Annotated in this window: 15 protein-coding genes and 1 pseudogene; 12 read left to right on the forward strand and 4 right to left on the reverse strand. The window is 65.7% G+C overall.

Translation table 11 applies throughout. The annotated features are described in order from the left end of the window. Positions 1-202 precede the first annotated feature (202 nt). Both FJ956_RS25885 and FJ956_RS25890 read left to right on the forward strand, forming a co-directional pair. Complete coding sequence (locus tag FJ956_RS25885; protein ID WP_140681630.1) at positions 203-2,206, forward strand: amidase; 2,004 nt, start codon at positions 203-205, stop codon at positions 2,204-2,206. Between the two features lie 93 nt (positions 2,207-2,299). Further along, complete coding sequence (locus tag FJ956_RS25890) at positions 2,300-3,130, forward strand: hypothetical protein (protein WP_140681632.1); 831 nt, start codon at positions 2,300-2,302, stop codon at positions 3,128-3,130. A 277-nt stretch (positions 3,131-3,407) separates the two neighbouring features. Here FJ956_RS25890 and FJ956_RS25895 read toward each other — a convergent pair whose 3' ends face one another. Continuing rightward, positions 3,408-4,646, reverse strand: a complete 1,239-nt coding sequence (locus FJ956_RS25895) for an MFS transporter (protein WP_140681634.1) — start codon at positions 4,644-4,646, stop codon at positions 3,408-3,410. 98 nt (positions 4,647-4,744) lie between these two features. On the opposite strand from FJ956_RS25895, the gene FJ956_RS25900 reads away from it, so the two are divergent. The 5 genes and pseudogenes from FJ956_RS25900 to FJ956_RS30650 all read left to right on the forward strand — a co-directional run bounded on the left by FJ956_RS25900 (position 4,745) and on the right by FJ956_RS30650 (position 9,381). Further along, positions 4,745-5,653 carry a LysR family transcriptional regulator gene (locus FJ956_RS25900; protein ID WP_140681636.1) on the forward strand — a complete coding sequence of 303 codons (909 nt, stop codon included), beginning with the start codon at positions 4,745-4,747 and terminating at the stop codon, positions 5,651-5,653. A gap of 247 nt (positions 5,654-5,900) precedes the next feature. After that, a complete protein-coding gene (locus FJ956_RS25905; protein ID WP_140681638.1) occupies positions 5,901-6,452 on the forward strand; it encodes an isochorismatase family protein in 552 nt (183 codons plus the stop codon). Between the two features lie 181 nt (positions 6,453-6,633). Further along, positions 6,634-7,088 (forward strand): annotated as a pseudogene (locus FJ956_RS25915) (GFA family protein). A gap of 480 nt (positions 7,089-7,568) precedes the next feature. Further along, positions 7,569-8,777 (forward strand): amidohydrolase family protein, encoded by a 1,209-nt coding sequence (locus FJ956_RS25920; protein WP_140681642.1) that lies wholly within the window; start codon positions 7,569-7,571, stop codon positions 8,775-8,777. A 445-nt stretch (positions 8,778-9,222) separates the two neighbouring features. After that, positions 9,223-9,381 (forward strand): hypothetical protein, encoded by a 159-nt coding sequence (locus tag FJ956_RS30650; protein ID WP_181170317.1) that lies wholly within the window; start codon positions 9,223-9,225, stop codon positions 9,379-9,381. 42 nt (positions 9,382-9,423) lie between these two features. Here FJ956_RS30650 and FJ956_RS25925 read toward each other — a convergent pair whose 3' ends face one another. Next, entirely contained in the window at positions 9,424-10,164 is a 741-nt protein-coding gene (locus tag FJ956_RS25925; RefSeq protein WP_140681644.1) for a sulfotransferase family protein, read from the reverse strand. Between the two features lie 269 nt (positions 10,165-10,433). Between FJ956_RS25925 and FJ956_RS25930 the strand changes: the two genes are divergently transcribed. Continuing rightward, positions 10,434-11,621, forward strand: a complete 1,188-nt coding sequence (locus FJ956_RS25930; protein WP_181170322.1) for a PLP-dependent aminotransferase family protein — start codon at positions 10,434-10,436, stop codon at positions 11,619-11,621. 265 nt (positions 11,622-11,886) lie between these two features. Then, positions 11,887-12,432, forward strand: coding sequence for a YbhB/YbcL family Raf kinase inhibitor-like protein (locus FJ956_RS25935; RefSeq protein ID WP_140681648.1), 546 nt, complete (start codon positions 11,887-11,889; stop codon positions 12,430-12,432). Between the two features lie 48 nt (positions 12,433-12,480). Here FJ956_RS25935 and yghU read toward each other — a convergent pair whose 3' ends face one another. Further along, entirely contained in the window at positions 12,481-13,350 is an 870-nt protein-coding gene (gene yghU, locus FJ956_RS25940; protein WP_140681650.1) for a glutathione-dependent disulfide-bond oxidoreductase, read from the reverse strand. 204 nt (positions 13,351-13,554) lie between these two features. Here yghU and FJ956_RS25945 point away from each other — a divergent pair, with 204 nt between their 5' ends. Further along, on the forward strand, positions 13,555-14,457 hold the full coding sequence (locus FJ956_RS25945; RefSeq protein ID WP_140681652.1) for a S1C family serine protease: 903 nt from the start codon (positions 13,555-13,557) through the stop codon (positions 14,455-14,457). A 13-nt stretch (positions 14,458-14,470) separates the two neighbouring features. Continuing rightward, complete coding sequence (locus FJ956_RS25950; protein WP_140681654.1) at positions 14,471-15,412, forward strand: LysR family transcriptional regulator; 942 nt, start codon at positions 14,471-14,473, stop codon at positions 15,410-15,412. Here the strand turns inward: FJ956_RS25950 and FJ956_RS25955 are convergent. After that, positions 15,363-16,091 (reverse strand): SDR family oxidoreductase, encoded by a 729-nt coding sequence (locus tag FJ956_RS25955; RefSeq protein ID WP_140681656.1) that lies wholly within the window; start codon positions 16,089-16,091, stop codon positions 15,363-15,365. The genes FJ956_RS25950 and FJ956_RS25955 overlap by 50 nt on opposite strands. A 325-nt stretch (positions 16,092-16,416) precedes the next feature. Here FJ956_RS25955 and FJ956_RS25960 point away from each other — a divergent pair, with 325 nt between their 5' ends. Then, a complete protein-coding gene (locus FJ956_RS25960; protein WP_198541030.1) occupies positions 16,417-17,232 on the forward strand; it encodes a transporter substrate-binding domain-containing protein in 816 nt (271 codons plus the stop codon). Positions 17,233-17,248 lie beyond the last annotated feature (16 nt).

Below are 17,248 nucleotides of genomic sequence, written 5' to 3' on the forward strand. Positions count from 1 at the left end.
CCAGCGCTAGCATGGGAAACTGTTCGCGATGTCTTCGCACACCTGTTCGCGATGTCCCCAGTCCATACACCCCCTTGCGGGGGAGATCAGCAGCTCCGCCCTCGGCGCCGTTCCTCGAACGCTTCCATGAAGCCCAAGCCCCTTGCGGTGTAGACATCCGGCAGGGCAATGGTAGCGAAACGCCACGCAAGCCGAGCCAATCATGCCCACCCTCCACCTCGTCGAAGCCTCGATCGCCGATCTGCGCCGCGCGCTGGAGGAGGGCACCGTCACCAGCGTCGAACTGGTAGGGGCCTATCTCAGGCGCATTGCGTATTTCGACCGCCACGGCATCGCGCTCAACGCGGTCCCCATCCTCAACCCAAAGATGTTCGAGGAGGCGGAAGCTTCGGACCGCCGCCGTCGCGAGGGCAAAACGCTCGGGCGGCTCGACGGCATCCCCTACACCGCCAAGGACAGCTACAAGGCCAAGGGCCTGACGGTCGCCGCCGGCTCGCCGGCCTTCGAGTATCTCGTCGCCTCCGAGGACGCCTTCACCATCGCCCGGCTGCGCGCCGCCGGCGCGGTGCTGATCGGCCTCACCAACATGCCGCCGATGGCCAATGGCGGCATGCAGCGCGGCGTCTATGGCCGCGCCGAGAGCCCGTACAACAAGGACTTTCTCACCGCCGCCTTCGCTTCCGGCTCGTCCAACGGCTCGGGCACGGCGACGGCCGCCAGCTTCGCGGCTTTCGGGCTCGGCGAAGAAACCTGGTCGTCCGGCCGGGCGCCGGCTTCCAACAACGCGCTGGTCGCCTACACGCCCTCGCGCGGCGTGATCTCGGCGCGCGGCAACTGGCCTTTGGTGCCGACCATGGATGTGGTGGTGCCGCACACGCGGACCGTTCCCGACCTCTTGGAACTGCTCGACGTCATCGTCGCCGACGATGCCGAGACGCGCGGCGATTTCTGGCGCGTGCAGCCCTGGGTTCATATCCCGAAAACATCGGCGCTGCGGCAGGCGAGCTACGCCGCGCTCCCGCTGCAAGGTGCGCTCAAGGGCAAGCGCCTCGGCGTGCCGAAACTATATATCGGCAAGGATGAAGGCGCCGACCGCCCGATCGAGACGCGCGCCTCTGTGCTGGAGCTCTGGCGTCAGGCGGCGCGCGATCTCGAAGCGCTCGGCGCCGAAGTGGTCGAGGTCGATTTCCCCGTCGTCTCCAACTACGAGCGTGACCGGCCGGGCGCTCGCTCCATGGTCGACCGTGGCCTTGTGCCGCCGGAATTCGCCGAGCGCGAGATCTGGGACCTGTCCATCTGGTCCTGGGATGATTTCCTGCGCGCTAATGCCGATCCCGCGATCCCCGATCTTGCTTCGGTCGACGGCGCAAAGATCTTTCCGCAGCCGCCGGGCACCTTGCGCGACCGTTATGGCGAGGCCGATTTCGATCTGGCGCAATATGTCGAGCGGGCGAAGCGGGGCGTGGCGCCGCTCGCGGGCATTCCCACCATCGAGGCCGGACTGAAAGGCCTGGAGGCAACGCGCCGTATCGATTTCGAGGACTGGCTCGATGCCAACCGCCTCGACGCCGTGGTGCTGCCGGCGGTCGCCGACGTCGGTCCGGCCGATGCCGATGTCGACGAAGCCTCGGCCAAACTCGCCTGGCGCGACGGCACCTGGGTCGCCAACGGCAATCTGGTCTGGCGCCATCTCGGCATTCCGACGGTGACGGTGCCGATGGGAACGATGGCCGATATCGGCATGCCGGTCGGCCTCACCTTCGCCGGCAAGGCCTACGACGACGTGGCGTTGCTGACCATCGCCGGCGACTATGAGCGCGCCACCAGGCGCCGCACCGTTCCGCCGCGCACGCCGGCGCTGGCCGGCGATGTGCTCGAGGGCAGGGGCGTGGCGGCCGGCGATGCGCCGCTCACGCTGGCGCTGACCGCATGGACGACGCGCTCCGGCGACACCGACGAGATCGCGATCGTGCTGGACGTCGGCGCGGACGAGCCGGCCGCGATCAAGATTCACGTTAATGGCGAGCCTGTCGTCATGCGGGCGGAGGGCAACCGCCAGACCGGTCGGGTGGTCGTGCCGGCATCGACGCATCAGGGCTTCCACAGCGTCTGGCGCGGCGCCTATGGCTCGATCGTCACGGCCATCGCGCGCCTGCCCGACGGGCACTGTAAGGGAACCTTCACGATCACTGGCGGGATCGGGTGACAGGCCACCACCGATCTGGCAGAGTGACCTTAAGAGGCCGGGCTGGTCCGTTGTGTTTACTGCTCGGAGGGGGATTTGTACGCTGGCGGCTCAGTGCGATTGCATGCCGGAGTTCGGTTCAGGCTGATCCGCATCGTCGTGGCATTGGCGGGGCTTGCCCTGGTGCTCGACGGCTGCGCCAATCCCAAGGTCATCGAAAGCGCAGTGCCCCAGGCTGCCGCGCCGAAAGCCGCAACACCGAAGCCTGCCAAAGTGGCGGTCGCCTCGCCGGCCGCCTCACCAGCGGTGGCGCCCGTTGTCGCGTCCCGGTCGTCCTGCACCGACCGGTGGAAATCCCACGGGCATACCACCCAGCCGGAGGCGCAGGCGTTCGCAAAAAGCTGCCTCGCGGGGCAGGGCGCGGTGGCAAAAATGGTCGACCAGAAGACCGTGACGCGCAAGCTGGCCTACCTGATCGATGCCGAAAAGCCGCTGAGCGGTCTCGAACCTTCAGACATAGGGGTTTTCTGCCCCGGCTATCTGCGCCAGGGTCGCGGCGGCCGCGCCGTGTTCTGGCGTACGCTGCTTGCCGACCTGGTCAGCGCGGAATCCGTCAACAGCAGCTCTGCCGCCTATTGGGAAGAGGACCAGGACCAGTATTCGATCGGCCTGCTGCAATTGTCGCTGTCGGACGAGCAGAGATATCACTGCGGCTTCAAGTCGGAGGTCGACATCACCGATCCCGACCGTAACCTCGCCTGCGGCGTCAAGATCGTGACGATGCTGGTCGGCGCCGACGGCGCGCTCGGCGGCGGCGAGGGCACCGAGATGAAGGGCATCGGCGCCTACTGGCAGAATTTGCGCCGGCCTTCGGAAGTGCGCGGCAAGCTGATCGCCGCCACCCGCGCGATCCCGCAATGCGTGGCCGATCCGAGGAATGCTTAGGCGGATAGCAGGACGATTGGCGGCACAGACCGGCGCGGCGCGTTATCTCCCCCCTTGGGGGAGAGAAAGCATTTTCCTGCATTTGCGAGCGGGCTTGTCCCCGAGCAAGTGCTTGGAAAATGCCAGAGAGGGGATTTCGTAGGGCGCTGACGCTGCTGTTCGTAGAGCGCTAACTTTCCTCGCCGGCGCTTTTCCCCTCTCTTGCGATTTCTAACACTTAGCTTCGCTAGGATGTTGAAATCGCTTTCTCCCCCACCAGGGGGGAGATGGAGCGGCGCTACTCCAGCCAGTCCACCACTAGCGCCATGACACCGAACACCGCGCCTGCGGCGCACACCGCGTTCCAGCCGCCCCAGGCCCAGGCAATGCCGGCAAGCAGCGAGCCGATTGCGCCGCCGATGAAGAAGATGCCGACGAACAGCCCGTTGATGCGGCCGCGCGCCTTGGGCTGCAAAAGATTGACGGCACGGCGGCCCAGCGTCTGGTCGCCGACGACGCCGATGTCGAGCAGCACCGCGCTTGCCCCCATCAGCACCAAAGGCAGCCATGCGCCACCGGCCTCGATGGCCCCGGCAAAGGCGGCGAGCCCGAGCGCCGCGATCAACATGAAATGGCAGGCAATCGTCGCCGGCCGCGTCCAGCCGTGGTCGCCGGCGCGACCGAACAGCGGCGTCACCGCCGCGCCGCCGGCGCCGACCAGCGCGAACAGCGCGATGCCCTTCTGACTGAGATAGAAAGGTGGAGCGGCAAGCCGCAGCGCCACCGCCGTCCAGAACACGCTGAAGCCCGCCATCACAAGGGCGGCCGTCAGGGCGCGCCGCCGCAACACCGGCTCCTGGCGCAGGAGCTTGAGCAGCGAGGCGATGAGCCCCGCATAGGTCGCATTCGCCAGCGGCCGGCGCTTCGGCATGGTGAAGCCGAGCAGGATGGCAAGCAGCGCCAGCGTCGCGGCGACGATGCCATAGAAGGCGCGCCAGCCGAAGGCGTCGGCGACGAGACTGGCCAGCGGCCGTGACAAAAGGATGCCGATCATCAGACCGCTCATCACATCGCCGATGACGCGCCCGTCCTGTCCGGGCGGCGCCATCGAGGCCGCGACCGGCACCAGCACCTGTATGCAGGAGGACGCAGCGCCCAGCACGAACAGCACGAAGAGCAGCGAAGCCGCGGATGGCGCGACGGAAGCGACCGCCGCTGCCAGCACCGCCGCGAGGAGCATGCGCAGCACCAGAACGCGGTTCTCGACCAGATCGGCGAGCGGCACCAGGAAGAACAGCCCGGCGGCATAGCCAAGCAGCGCCGCCATCGAGACGAGCCCGACCTCGGATGCCGCCGCGCCCAGCGACGGACCGATCAACCCAACCAACGTCTGCGGCGCGAAGATGTTGGTGATGATGATGCCGACCGAACCGGCAAACAAGACCGTCTGCGCCCGGGTGATGGTTTGAGCGCCGGTCTCGGCAGGTGGCGGGACGAAAGCCGTCGCGACGAGTTCAGCGTTGTCGGATCCGGCCATGATGAGTCCTCGCGATATGCATATCTCATAAGGACTTTATTCCAAGTCGGCATAATGCTACAATTGAAACGATCTGATAATGATTATGCGAGTTGCGCATGAAGATCCATGACCTTGAAGCCTTCGTCGCCGTCGTCGAGACCGGCTCCATCGTCGGCGCTTCGACCAGGCTCAACCTCACCCAGCCCGGCGTGACGCGCCGGGTGCAGAACCTCGAGGAGCAACTGGCGACGCCTTTGCTCGACCGCCAGTCGAAGCCGCTCAAACCCACTGCATCGGGTCGCGAGGCCTATGAGCATGGCCGCCGCGTGCTGCGCTCGCTGGAGGATCTGAAGGCTGGTGTGTCGCCGGACGGCGAGGTGAGGGGCGAGTTCCGCCTCGGCATCATGCCATATCTGTCGACCAGCGCGCTGTCCGAGCCGCTCGACAGTCTTCGCGGGGCCTTCCCGCAACTGACGCTGAAGATCACTTCCAGCCTGTCGCCGCGCCTGATGGAGCAGGTGCTGCGCAGCGAGATCGACGCGATCGCGGTCTGCCTCGCCGAGGGCGTCGCGCCGCCGCCCGAACTCGTCGGCGACGATCTCGGCGTGCAGGCGGTGCTTCTTGTCGCCTCGCCTGGGCTCGGCGTGCCGAAGCCGGCCGAGCTCAACGATCTCGCGCGCTATCCCTGGGTGCTCAACGAAACCGGCTGCGGCTTCCGCGCCTTCATCCGCCATCGTTTCGAAGTGGCGCGGCTGCCCTTCCATGTCGGCGTCGAGGCGCAGGGCGCGGATCTGAGAATGTCGCTGGTGGCGCGCGGCCACGGCATCGGCGTCGTCACGCCGGGCGCGCTGTCGGGCAGCCAATGGCGCGACGCCGTCGAGGTGGTCGATTGCCCCGGATTCAAGCCCCAGGTGCGCTGCTGGCTGCTCCACCGCCCGCCGGCCGGCAGGCTGGCGCGACCCATCGCGGTCTTCCGCGACGCGCTGGCGGAAGCGCTGAAGGGCCCGATGCCGCTGATGTCGTAGAGCGCGCGGCGCTGGAACTGCGATCTCCCCCCTCGTGGGGGAGATGGCCGGCAGGCCAGAGGGGGCGCTGTCCCGCCCGCGCCTCAAATCAACCTACCGACTGCTCGGAACATTGTTGGCTCGGGCCAACTTGGGAGGCCGCGTTCCTTCGCGCCTCCTCTGCCCTGCCGGGCATCTCCCCCACGAGGGGGAAGATCACGCTCGTCCCCGTTCTTGACCCATCCCCCACCGACGCTATCTTCGCGCCATGCCAGATACCACCCCCTCCATCGCTGCGCCGCTCATCGTCATCGACCTGCAGACCGGCATGTTCGATGGTCGTTTCGATCCGCCGATCCATGACGCCGACGCCATCGCCGAGCGCACGCGCGCGCTGATCGCCTGGGCGCGGCGCACGGGCCGCAAGGTGGCCTTCATCCGCCATGACGGGCCGGAGGGCGACCCGCTGGCGCCGGGCGCTTCCGGCTGGCCGGTATGGCCGCTGCTCGGCCAGGCCGCCGACGAACCGACCTTCGGCAAAAGCGTCGGCAACGCGTTCTCCAACCCCGACCTCGCCGAATGGGTGGCAGGGCAGGGCGCGCGGGACGTCGTGCTCATCGGCGCCCAGACCGATTTCTGCGTCGCCGCTACCGTGAAGGGAGCCTTCGCCGAGGGGCTTGGGGTCACCGTGGTCTCCGACGCGCATTCGACGCTGGATTCACTGAAGGAGAAGGCGCCCGACATCATCGCCCGCCACAACGAGGCCTTCGCGGGGCAGGGCGTATGGATGGCGACCACGGCAGAGCTGGTTGGGGGGTGAGCGCATTCTTCCTTCTCCCCCTGTGGGAGAAGGTGGATCGGCGCGCAGCGCCGAGACGGATGAGGGGTGTTCCAGCGGAGTGAGACGCTGGTTTTCCCTAGAGCACCCCTCATCCGTCGCCTTCGGCGACACCTTTTCCCACAAGGGGAGAAGGGAAGAACCCCAACCCCAGGAGCCCATCTTGCCCACCCCCACTCTTCCCGCCGAAGGCGGCTGTCGCTGCGGCCGCGTGCGCCTGAAGATTTCGGCAAAGCCGCTGCTCACCATGGCCTGCCACTGCACCGGCTGCCAGTCGATGTCGTCGAGCGCCTATTCGCTGAGCGCGGCGATCCCCTCGGAAGGCTTCGAGGTGACCAAGGGCGAGCCGGTGGTGGGCGGCTTGCATGGCGCGTCGAAGCACTATTTCTGCGGCTACTGCATGACCTGGATGTTCACGCGACCGGAAGGGATCGACTGGTTCGTCAATCTGCGCCCCACCATGCTCGACGACCATGCCTGGTTCGCCCCCTTCATCGAGACCTGGACCAGTGAGAAGTTGCCCTGGGCGGCGCGTCGGCCGTCCACAGCTACGAAGCGCTGCCGTCCTTCGAGGAATATGAGCCGCTGGTCGCGGAATACGCCGGCACGCAAGGCTGACTGAGAGCTGGTCAAAAGCGAGGCCGGTCAAAAAAAAGCGACCTAGGGCAAGGTCGCCACTGCCATTTCCGTTCATGGTCGACGCGGCCGTTGGGGGCGCATTGTTGGGGATGTGCTTGGGCGTCCGCGTCGACCACGGCGGCCTCATACCGCAGACTGCACCATGGCACATTTGCCGCTCGCTGAAACTTCCGCGAAAACGGTATATGGGCGACTCTTTCCTTCTCCCCTTGTGGAAGCAAGTGGCCGAGCGAAGCTCGGACGGATGAGGGTGCTCCAGCTTGGCGGCCACGTTTACGATATCCTTGCAAGCGATAAGATCACCGGCGCCTCATTCCTTCCAACACCCCTCATCCGTCTCGGCGCTGCGCGCCGATCCACCTTCTCCCACAAGGGAGAGGGTAACGGCGAAACACTTTCTCCCTCGATCCGCATTGACCTCGTCCGCCCGACCGGCGACGACTGAGGCTTTCCTTTTCAATGGATTGCATCGTGGACCAGACTCATTTTCTCAATGCCAGGCTCGCCGATGGCATGGTCGCCGACCTCGCCGTCGCCGGCGGCCGTTTCAGCGCCATCGTGCCTGCAGCCAATGCGGCGGCGCCGCCGGCCGGCGCCATCGACCTTGAGGGCCAACTCGTGCTGCCGGCTTTCGTCGAGGGTCATATCCATCTCGACACCTCCTTCTATGGCGATGCCTGGCGCCCGCACATTCCCTGCACCAATGGGTTTGACGTGCGCGAGCGGGTCGCCTTCCAGATGCGCAACCTCGAGCAGGCCGCACCGATGGAAGAGCGCGCGAAAAACCAGCTCGAGCTCTGCGTCGGCAATGGCAGCCTTACCATGCGCAGCCATGTCATGGTCGACGCCGCGGTCGGGCTGAAGCATGTCGAGACGATCCTTGGCGTGCGGGAGAAATACCGCGACCTGATCGACATCCAGCTCGTCGCCTTCCCGCAGAGCGGCATCCTGTCCTCGCCAGGCACCGCGGAGCTGCTCGACGAGGCGCTCAAGCTCGGCTGCGACCTGATCGGCGGGCTCGACCCGGCAAGCTTCGATCGCGACGTGAAAGGCCATCTCGATGTCGTCTTCGGCCTTGCCGGAAAGCACGGCGCCGGCGTCGACATCCACCTGCATGACCGCGGCACGCTTGGCCTGTTCGAGATCGAGGAAATAGTCGCCCGGACCGCGGCACTGGGCATGCAGGGAAAAGTCGCCGTCAGCCACGCCTACGGGCTGGGCGACATCTCCGCCGATGCGCTGGCAGGGGCCGGCGAGCGGATCGCCGCCGCCGGCGTCGCGATCATGACCAACGCGCCCGGCGATCATCCTTTCCCGCCGGTGGCGGCGCTGCGCAAGGGGGGCGTCACGGTCTTCGCCGGCTCCGACAACATCCGCGATTCCTGGTGGCCCTATGGCGATGGCGACATGCTCAACCGCGCCAACATGATCGGCTACCGCTCCGGCTTCTACGAGGACTGGGAATTGGAAGCCGCCTGCGACGTGGTGAGCCATGCCGGCGCCAAGGCGCTCGGGCTCGAGGGCTACGGCATCGCCGTCGGCGCCAAGGCGGATTTCGTTGCGCTGAAGGCAGAGCATGTCCCGGAGGCGGTGGTGGCGGTGCCGAAGGAGCGCACCGTATATCGAGCGGGCAGGGAAGTGGCGCGAGGCGGGAAGGTGGCGGTGTAGGACGTCGCGTCCTGGACGGCGGGCCTTCGCTTGACAACGTCTATTCGGATGTCGCACGTTTCCGCGCAGGTTGGGGACTTGCCATGAAGAAAGAATACTCAAAGCCGACGCTCGTCCGCAAAGGGCGGCTTTCCGAGCAGACCGCAAGGCCAAGCAATTCGGATGCGCAGGCGCCGGAGTAAGCGCTCCTCACTCCAGGGAAGTGAGTCAACGTATCAGGCAATAGGCGCAAGCGGTTGACATTGCAGGCCATGCAGGCTCCCGCCCGGCGCGCAGGGTGCATGCCCGATCCCGTAAATTAATTTGCATGCATATGTTTCAAGCCGCTCCGGCTTCGTGAAGCATTTCACCGTTCGCGCGCAATCCAACGGTTACAGACGCATCGCAAAAGCGGCACCGGGAAGAGGCGGCATCGGTTTTCCGCCGCTGATCTATGGGGGTTTTCATGTTCAAAAGTCTTAACCGAATCCGCGCCGCCTTCGCGCAGGCCAGCAAGCGCCGCCGCACGACGCGTGAGCTGAACGAACTGCCGGTGGAGGTCCAAAAGGACATTGGCTGGCCCGAACAGTCGAACCACCTCGACGAGATACGGTTGCCGTTCTGATCGCGGCCGCCTGCGGGGCCTGGCAGACGGATAGGGGTGTTGCTATCCCAGCCACCACCATAAACCGCCGACCGCCAGCGCGACCAGGACCGCAACGCCGGCAAGCATCAGATAGGATCCCATGATCATCTCGTTGATGATCTTCTTGATGCTGGCGCGGTCGTTGAGATTGGGGAAGGGCTCGTTGGGCAGCGCGACCCCGAGGAAATCGCAGAGCGGCGCCCAGCCGTCGCTGACCTTGAACACCAAAAGCTTCTCCGGCGGCACCGCCGCCTTCACCTCGTCGATATACGAATTGTAGCGCGCCACCGCTTTGTCCCGGTCGTTCATCACGCCCTTCAGCGTTCGGCCCCAGATCAGCTTGCGTGACATCTCGCCGAACTTGCGGCCGAAAGGTGTGAGCCATTCCAGCACTTTGAATTGCCAGACATTCTCGGTGAAGTAGATCGTGTCGATTGTGCTGTCATACCAGGCTTCGCCTCCGCGCGGATGCAGCGTCAACAGCACTTTGGCGTCGGGATAAGCGGCCATCAGCTCACGCCACACGCAGCAGCCCGGATTGTCGACGGTTGCCCGGTAGTTGGAAAAGACCTGGTTCCAGTCGTGCTGGCTGCCCGGCGAGCTGTTCGCCACCTTGCGCCAGAAGTCGAGGTGGCCCTTGTTGGCCTTGTTGATGATGACTTCCTGCATGTGGTAGCTCGGAAAGCCCAGCCGGTTCAGCGCGGCGAAAGTCGACCACGTGCCGGTGCGGCCGAAACCGGCCCCGATGACTTCGAGTGTCATGCGCGTCCCCCTTGGTCCGGATTGATTTTCTCTCGGCTTCCGGCTCTTTGGTCGTGATCGTGCGCCCGGCCGGCCGATCGCGCAATGGCTTTCCATTAGCGTTCGCGCAAATTTGTGGGCCAAATGTCGCCTCGACGATGCGCCATGACCGTTTTGTGTATTCACGCGAAAGGCGCAGCCTGATAATAGGTCAACCAAGCTGACCTAATAAGCACTGCGGGAGGTGCGCCTTGACCCTGTTGAACCTTCTGGCCTCGCGCTCCTCGCGCATGAAGGCTTCCGAAATCCGCGAGCTGTTGAAGCTGCTCGACCAGCCCGACATCATCTCCTTCGCTGGCGGCATTCCCGACCCGTCGCTGTTTCCGGCCGAAGCCATCGCCGATGCTTACCAGGCCGTGCTGGGCGGCAAGGAGGCGGGCGCGGCCCTGCAATACCAGGTCAGCGAAGGGTTCCTGCCGCTGCGCAAATGGCTGGCCGCCTATATGGGCAAGCTCGGCGTTCAATGCGACGAGGGCAACATCTTCATCACCTCGGGCTCGCAGCAGGCGCTCGACTATCTCGGCAAGCTGTTCCTGTCGCCTGGCGACACGGCCTTGGTCACCTGGCCGACCTATCTCGGCGCGCTGCAGGCCTTCAACGCCTATGAGCCGCGTTACGACCGGCTGAACACCGCCGGCGGCAACATGACGCCGGAGGCTTATCGCGCCGCGGCCGCCGCCCCCTCTGCTTTTTCGAAAGGGGGCGGCAAGGTGAAGTTCGCCTATCTGGTGCCGGATTTCGCCAATCCGACCGGCAACACGCTGGATACCAGGCAGCGCGAGGCGGTGCTCGACCTCGCCGGCGAGCTCGACATCGCCGTCATCGAGGATGCCGCCTACCGCGCGCTGCGCTATGACGGCGAGGGCGAACCGCCGATCCTTGCGCTCGACTGCGCCCGCTCCGGCGGCATCGATCATGCGCGCACGCTCTTTTGCGGCTCGTTTTCGAAGATACTGTCGCCCGGCATGCGCGTCGGCTGGGTCTGCGCGCCGCGCCATGTGGTGGAAAAGCTGGTCCTGATGAAGCAGGCCTCCGACCTGCACAGCCCCTCGATCAACCAGATGGTCATGCACCGCGTCGCCGAGACCATCTTCGATGCCCAGGTGGACAAGCTGATCGGCGCCTACCGCAAGCGCCGCGACGCGCTGCTTTCCGCGTTGGAAGCCAACATGCCCGACGGCATCACCTGGAGCCGCCCGGACGGCGGCATGTTCGTCTGGCTGACGCTGCCGGAAGGCGCTGACGCCACCGAGCTCTTGGCGCGCTCGGTCAAGGAGGCGCGCGTCGCCTTCGTGCCGGGAAACGCCTTCCATGCCGACGGCACCGGCCGCAACACGCTGCGCATGTCGTTCACGCTTGCCGACGACCGCGCGGTGAACGAAGGCGTGCCGAGACTGGCGAAGCTGCTGCAGGGGTAAGCCGGCTATCACCTCATTCTCGCGCAAGCGTGATTGGTAGTGCGCAGCCGTGATTGTCCGCGCGGCCGATTCCTCGGCTAGTGTCGCGACCGATCCAACACCCCCGGATCGACCCGGCCGTGGGGTCCCACCTCCATGGTCCGAACGAAAGAGCCCCGACGGCCTCCACCGGCGGGGCTTTTTCATTGTCCCGGCAGGCGGCCGCGCTAGCTTGCCCTTTTTCGGACCGCTTTTCGGCTACGCTGCGTCATTCAGGGAGGATCAGATGACCTTGCGCCTCGGCTTCACCATGCTTGCCCTTGTCGCCTTCGCCGGTCAGGCGGCGGCCTTCGAGATCTCCAGCCCGTCGGTATCGAACGGCAAATGGAATGCGAAATATCTCGGCGACAAAGCCGGCTGCGGCGGGCAGAGCGTCTCGATCGCGCTTGCCTGGAAGGATCCGCCCGCCGGCACCAAGAGTTACGCGTTGACCATGTTCGACACCGATGCCAATGGCGGCAAGGGCTTCTGGCACTGGTTGGCCTGGAACATCCCGGCGAGCGCCAAGGGTCTGCGCGAGGGCGCCGGCGCGCAGGGCGGCAAGCGCATGCCCAAGGGATCGGAACTGGGCAAGGGCGGCGTCGGACGCGCCGGCTATTTCGGCCCATGTCCGCCGCCCGGCAGCGGCCAGCATCACTATGTCTTCACGCTCTATGCGCTGGGCGAAAAGACGCTGCGCATGCCGGCCAATCCGCTGCCGGACATGGTCTCGGTCGCCGCCAAGAGCTCCGCGCTGGGCGTGGCGACGGTGACGTATACCTTTGGGAGGTAGCGGGAGCTGGCGACAGCCAATCGCCCGCACTAGGAGGGAGATTATCCTTTACTCCGCCGCCTCCAGCTTATCCTGCGTCTTCGTCTCGAAGTCGCTGGCGTCATGGCGCTCGCGCAGCTGGAAGGCCGGATCGCCGGACATGCGGTTGACCATGCGGCCGCGGCTTACCGCCGGCCTGGCGTCGATCGCGTCGGCCCAGCGCTGCACGTTCTTGTATTCATGCACCGAGAGGAACTGCGCGGCGTCGTTGTAGCTGCGGCCTTTGGCCAGCCCGCCATACCAGGGCCACACCGCCATGTCGGCGATGGTGTAGTCCGGGCCGGCAAGATATTCGCTCTCGGCCAGCCGGCGGTCGAGCACGTCCATCTGCCGCTTGGTCTCCATTGCGAAGCGATCGATCGCATATTCGATCTTGTGCGGCGCATAGGCGTAGAAATGGCCGAAGCCGCCACCGAGATAGGGCGCCGAGCCCATCTGCCAGAACAGCCACGAGAAGGTTTCCGCGCGCGCCGCGCGCTCGGTCGGCAGGAATGCGCCGAATTTTTCGGCGAGATAGGTGAGGATCGAGCCGGATTCGAACACGCGCACCGGTTTGGGCTCGCTGCGGTCCATCAGCGCCGGGATCTTCGAGTTGGGGTTGACCCCGACGAAGCCGGAACCGAACTGGTCGCCGTCGCCGATCTTGATCAGCCAGGCGTCGTATTCCGCGCCCTTGTGGCCGAGCGCCAGAAGCTCCTCCAGCATGATCGTAACCTTCTGGCCGTTGGGCGTGGCCAGCGAATAGAGCTGCAGCGGGTGCTTGCCGACCGGCAGTTCCTTCTCATGCGTGGGGCCCGCGATCGGCCGGTTGATCGAGGCGAAGGCGCCTCCGTTAGGCTTGTTCCAGGTCCAGACTTTCGGCGGGGTGTATTCGTCCATGTTGGCGGCCCTGTGTTTCGTAAGCGGCGGGAAGTCCGCCACGGATGCCGCTAGACTTAGGTGCGGTTCCGCGCGCGTCAAAGAAAAAAGTTCAATCTTCGTTGAACTAGCGCTTGTGCCAAGCCGGCAAGGGGGAATCCGCCCTTGCGCCGCGCTCCTTCGGCCATACTTATAGGCTAAGACCTCGCAATCCAGGATGGATCGATGACCATCGAGAAAATTTCGCGCTCCGTCGTTGCCGTGCGCGCCACGGTGCCGGACGACGCTTTCACCGCCAATGCGCTGGGCACGCGCCGCGAAGGCAGCGGCGTGGTGATCCGCGACAATGGCCTTGTGCTCACCATCGGCTATCTCATCACCGAGGCCGAGGAAGTGTGGCTGACCGACCAGGACGGCCGCGTAGTCGCCGCGCACGCGCTTGCCTATGACCAGGAAACCGGCTTCGGCCTTGTTCAGGCGCTGTCGCCGCTCAACCTTCCGGCTGTGCAGTTCGGCAATGCCAGGAAGACCAATATCGGCGATGCCGTGACGCTCGCCGACGGCATCGGCCAGCAGGTCGACGCTCACATCGTTACCAAGCAGGAATTCGCCGGCTACTGGGAGTATCTGATCGATGAGGCGATCTTCATTGCGCCCGCGCATCCGTCCTGGGGCGGTGCCGCGCTGTTCGACCCCGACGGCAAGCTGCTCGGCGTCGGCTCGCTGCGCCTGCAGATGAGCCGTGCCGGCGAGGTGGCCGACATCAACATGGTCGTGCCCATCGATCTCCTGACCCCGATCCTCGACGATCTCATCAAGCGCGGCCAGGCGGCCAAGGCGCCGCGTCCGTGGCTCGGCGCCTTCTCGGCCGAGTCGAACGGCATGGTAGTGGTGATGAGCGTGGCCGAAGGCGGCCCGGCCGCCCAGGCGGGCCTGCGCCAGGGCGATATCATCTCCGACGTGCGCGACGGCGAAGTCGACGGTCTGGCCGATTTCTACAGAAAACTCTGGCAGAACCCGGCCGGCGCGGAAATTCCGCTGCGCGTCGTGCGCGACGGCCGCGAGACCTGGCTGCGCGTCAAATCCGCCGACCGCAATTCCTTCCTGAAGAAACCGCAACTGCAGTAGGCTTGAAGCGCCGATGCATCCCCGGCTGCTGAAGACATTCCTCGCGGTCGCGCGTACCCGCAACGTCACGCGCGCGGCGCGGGAGGTCAATCTCGCCCAGTCGAGCGTCAGCGACCAGATCCAGGCGCTGGAGACCGAGCTTGGCGCCAGCCTCTTCACGCGCTCGCGGCAGGGGCTCACCCTGACGCCGGCGGGCGAGGCGCTGAAACCCTATGCCGAGGACTTGCTGGCGCTTGCCGACGACGCCCGCGCCGCCATCGATACCACCAGCGCCGAGGCGGCCGGCAGCCTGTCGATCGGCGCGCTGGAGACGATCGCCGCGGCAAGGCTGGCGCCATGGCTTGCTGGTTTCCGAGCCGATCATTCCGATAACGACATCAAACTGAAGATAGCCGGAAGTGGCGAGTTGCTGCGCAGGCTCGGCGACGGCGAGATCGACGTCGCTTTCTGCTTCGAGCGATCCGATGCTGGTGAGCAGGACCCGCGCCTTGCCAGGCGCGTGGTTGCGGTCGAGCCGCTGGCGCTGATCGCACCTCCGGGCGACAACCGGGCGGATGTCGATCTGGCGGCGCTGGCCGAAAAGCATTTCGTCGCCACCGAGACTGGCTGCGTCTACCGCGCCATGGTCGACAAGGCGTTTGCCGAGGCAGGTCTCGGTAAGCCAAGGCTGGCCGCCGAAGCCGGCAGCATCGACGCCATAGCCAGCCTGGTGGCGGCCGGCGCCGGCTTTGGCCTGGTGCCGCGGCTGGCGGTCGCCGCTGCGATCGCTCGCGGCGAGGTCGCCGAGCTTGCCTGGCCCGGCCCGGTCCGCTCGGCCGACATCGTGATGGTCTGGCGCCGCCGCCGGGTCCAGCCGCCGGCGCTGAAGGCGTTGCTGGCCGCTCTAGGGGAGGGCTTCGTCCCGGTCACACCAGGCGGTGCCCGCCCTCGACGTGCAGCGTCTCTCCCGTCGTAAAGCCATTGCCGATCAGGAAGCGGATTGCGTCGGCGATGTCCTCGGGCCTTCCGACCCGCCCCGCGGGCAACCGCTCCGCCATGGCGGACAGCGTCTGCGCCTTCCTGTCACCGGCGACGAGCTCCCATATCGGCGTGTCGACCCAGCCGGGCGACACGGCGTTGACTCGGATCGGCGCGAGCTCCACGGCCAGCGCTCTCACCAGTCCTTCCAGCGCTGCGTTGACGGCCGCGACTACCGAGCCGCGCGGCGCTGGCCGATAGGCCGCGATGCCGGAGACGAAGGTGAGCGAGCCGGTCGGCGGCAGTTTCGGCGCGCCATGCTTGGCGAGCAGCAGCGGCCCGTAGAGTTTGCTTTCGACCACCCGCTGCGCGGCCGAAAGCTCGATCTCCGGCAACAGCCGGTACGCGCCTTCGATCGCGGCGGCGGTGCTGACGATATGGTCGAGCGGCCCGATACGCTGAAACAACGCTGCGACCTCATGCTCGCGGCTGATATCGACCACGGCAGTTTCGAGCGTGTCCCGGTGGCCGAGTTCTTTCTGCGCAGCGCCCAGCTTCGCTTGCCCGCGCCCGGCGATGACGACGCCGGCGCCTTCCTCGAGGCATCGCCTGGCGAGCGCCAGCCCCATGCCCGAGCTGCCGCCGACGATCAGGATTCTCTGCTTGTCCATGTCCATGCCTTTCCCTTGCATGGACGCTGATGTGGCAGACCGGTGCGCGAAGCTGAAACGGAAGAAACCGATAGTGGTATCGGAAGGTCCGATGACGAGGCAGGCGGTGGCCGACATTCGGCGCAAGCCTTGGCACAACCGGTCGCGGGACCTGGCTGCCCGTCAAATCCGCTGGGCGCATTCCTTCCCCGAAGAAGCACGGCCGCGCCAGCCTTGACTTGGGCGCCGCCCGATCCAGATGCTCAGTACGGGCTCCGAGTTCATGCTTTGCGCGCACTCCTGATCGTCGACGTATTCCAGGCTGACGAATGCCCGCCGAAAGGAGACATCTGTGAACAACAAGTCGCTTATCATGCTGGCCACGTCGCTGGTTTCCGGCCTCCTATTCTCGTTCGGCGCAACGCCCATGGCGGCGGCGCAAAGTGCCGCAACCAACATAGTGGTCGGCGCCGACACGACCTTCCCGCCATTCGAGACCGAGACGAATGGCGAGGTCACGGGCTTCGATATCGACATGATCAAGGCGATCGCCAAGGCCGAGGACATGACGGTCAGCCTGAAAACGCTGCCGTTCAACGGCATCATCCCAAGCCTGCAGGCCGGCTCGATCGATGCCGCGGTTGCCGGGATAACCATCAAGACCAGCCGCATGCAGAACGTCGATTTCAGCGACGCCTACTATAAATCCGGCCTGTCGGTGCTGGTGAAGAAGGACTCCGGCATCAAGGGCTTCGACGACCTCAAGGGCCACGTGGTCGCCACCAAGAAGGCAACCTCGTCCGTCGACTATCTGACCAGCCACGGCTTCGCGGCGGACTATGTGAAGCAGTTCCAGAGCATCGATGCCGCCTACCAGGCGCTCGAGACCGGCGGCGCGGACGCGGTCATCTTCGACAATCCCGTCAACGTCAACTTCAAGGCCGGCCACGACAACGTCGAGACCGTCGGCCCGCTGCTGACCGGCGAATATTACGGCATCGCCATCAGCAAGCAGAAGCCGGAGCTGGTCGAGAAGATCAATGCCGGCCTCGCCAAGATCAAGCAGAACGGCGAATACCAGAAGCTTTTCGAGAAATATTTTGGAGGCGACACCAGCGGCGTCGTCAATGAGGTGCAGAAACCGGCCTCCGTTGCGATTTCGGGCTGAGGACCGTTCGGATCGA

It is taken from the genome of Mesorhizobium sp. B2-4-3, from assembly GCF_006442815.1.
Classification (GTDB): domain Bacteria; phylum Pseudomonadota; class Alphaproteobacteria; order Rhizobiales; family Rhizobiaceae; genus Mesorhizobium.

Coding starts and splice junctions, on each gene's coding strand:
- FJ956_RS25885 (WP_140681630.1), top strand. CDS start 203: ATGCCCACCCTCCACCTCGTCGAAGCCTCGATCGCCGATCTGCGCCGC.
- FJ956_RS25895 (WP_140681634.1), bottom strand. CDS start 4,646: ATGGCCGGATCCGACAACGCTGAACTCGTCGCGACGGCTTTCGTCCCG.
- FJ956_RS25900 (WP_140681636.1), top strand. CDS start 4,745: ATGAAGATCCATGACCTTGAAGCCTTCGTCGCCGTCGTCGAGACCGGC.
- FJ956_RS25905 (WP_140681638.1), top strand. CDS start 5,901: ATGCCAGATACCACCCCCTCCATCGCTGCGCCGCTCATCGTCATCGAC.
- FJ956_RS25920 (WP_140681642.1), top strand. CDS start 7,569: ATGGATTGCATCGTGGACCAGACTCATTTTCTCAATGCCAGGCTCGCC.
- FJ956_RS30650 (WP_181170317.1), top strand. CDS start 9,223: ATGTTCAAAAGTCTTAACCGAATCCGCGCCGCCTTCGCGCAGGCCAGC.
- FJ956_RS25925 (WP_140681644.1), bottom strand. CDS start 10,164: ATGACACTCGAAGTCATCGGGGCCGGTTTCGGCCGCACCGGCACGTGG.
- FJ956_RS25930 (WP_181170322.1), top strand. CDS start 10,434: ATGAAGGCTTCCGAAATCCGCGAGCTGTTGAAGCTGCTCGACCAGCCC.
- FJ956_RS25935 (WP_140681648.1), top strand. CDS start 11,887: ATGACCTTGCGCCTCGGCTTCACCATGCTTGCCCTTGTCGCCTTCGCC.
- yghU (WP_140681650.1), bottom strand. CDS start 13,350: ATGGACGAATACACCCCGCCGAAAGTCTGGACCTGGAACAAGCCTAAC.
- FJ956_RS25945 (WP_140681652.1), top strand. CDS start 13,555: ATGACCATCGAGAAAATTTCGCGCTCCGTCGTTGCCGTGCGCGCCACG.
- FJ956_RS25950 (WP_140681654.1), top strand. CDS start 14,471: ATGCATCCCCGGCTGCTGAAGACATTCCTCGCGGTCGCGCGTACCCGC.
- FJ956_RS25955 (WP_140681656.1), bottom strand. CDS start 16,091: ATGGACATGGACAAGCAGAGAATCCTGATCGTCGGCGGCAGCTCGGGC.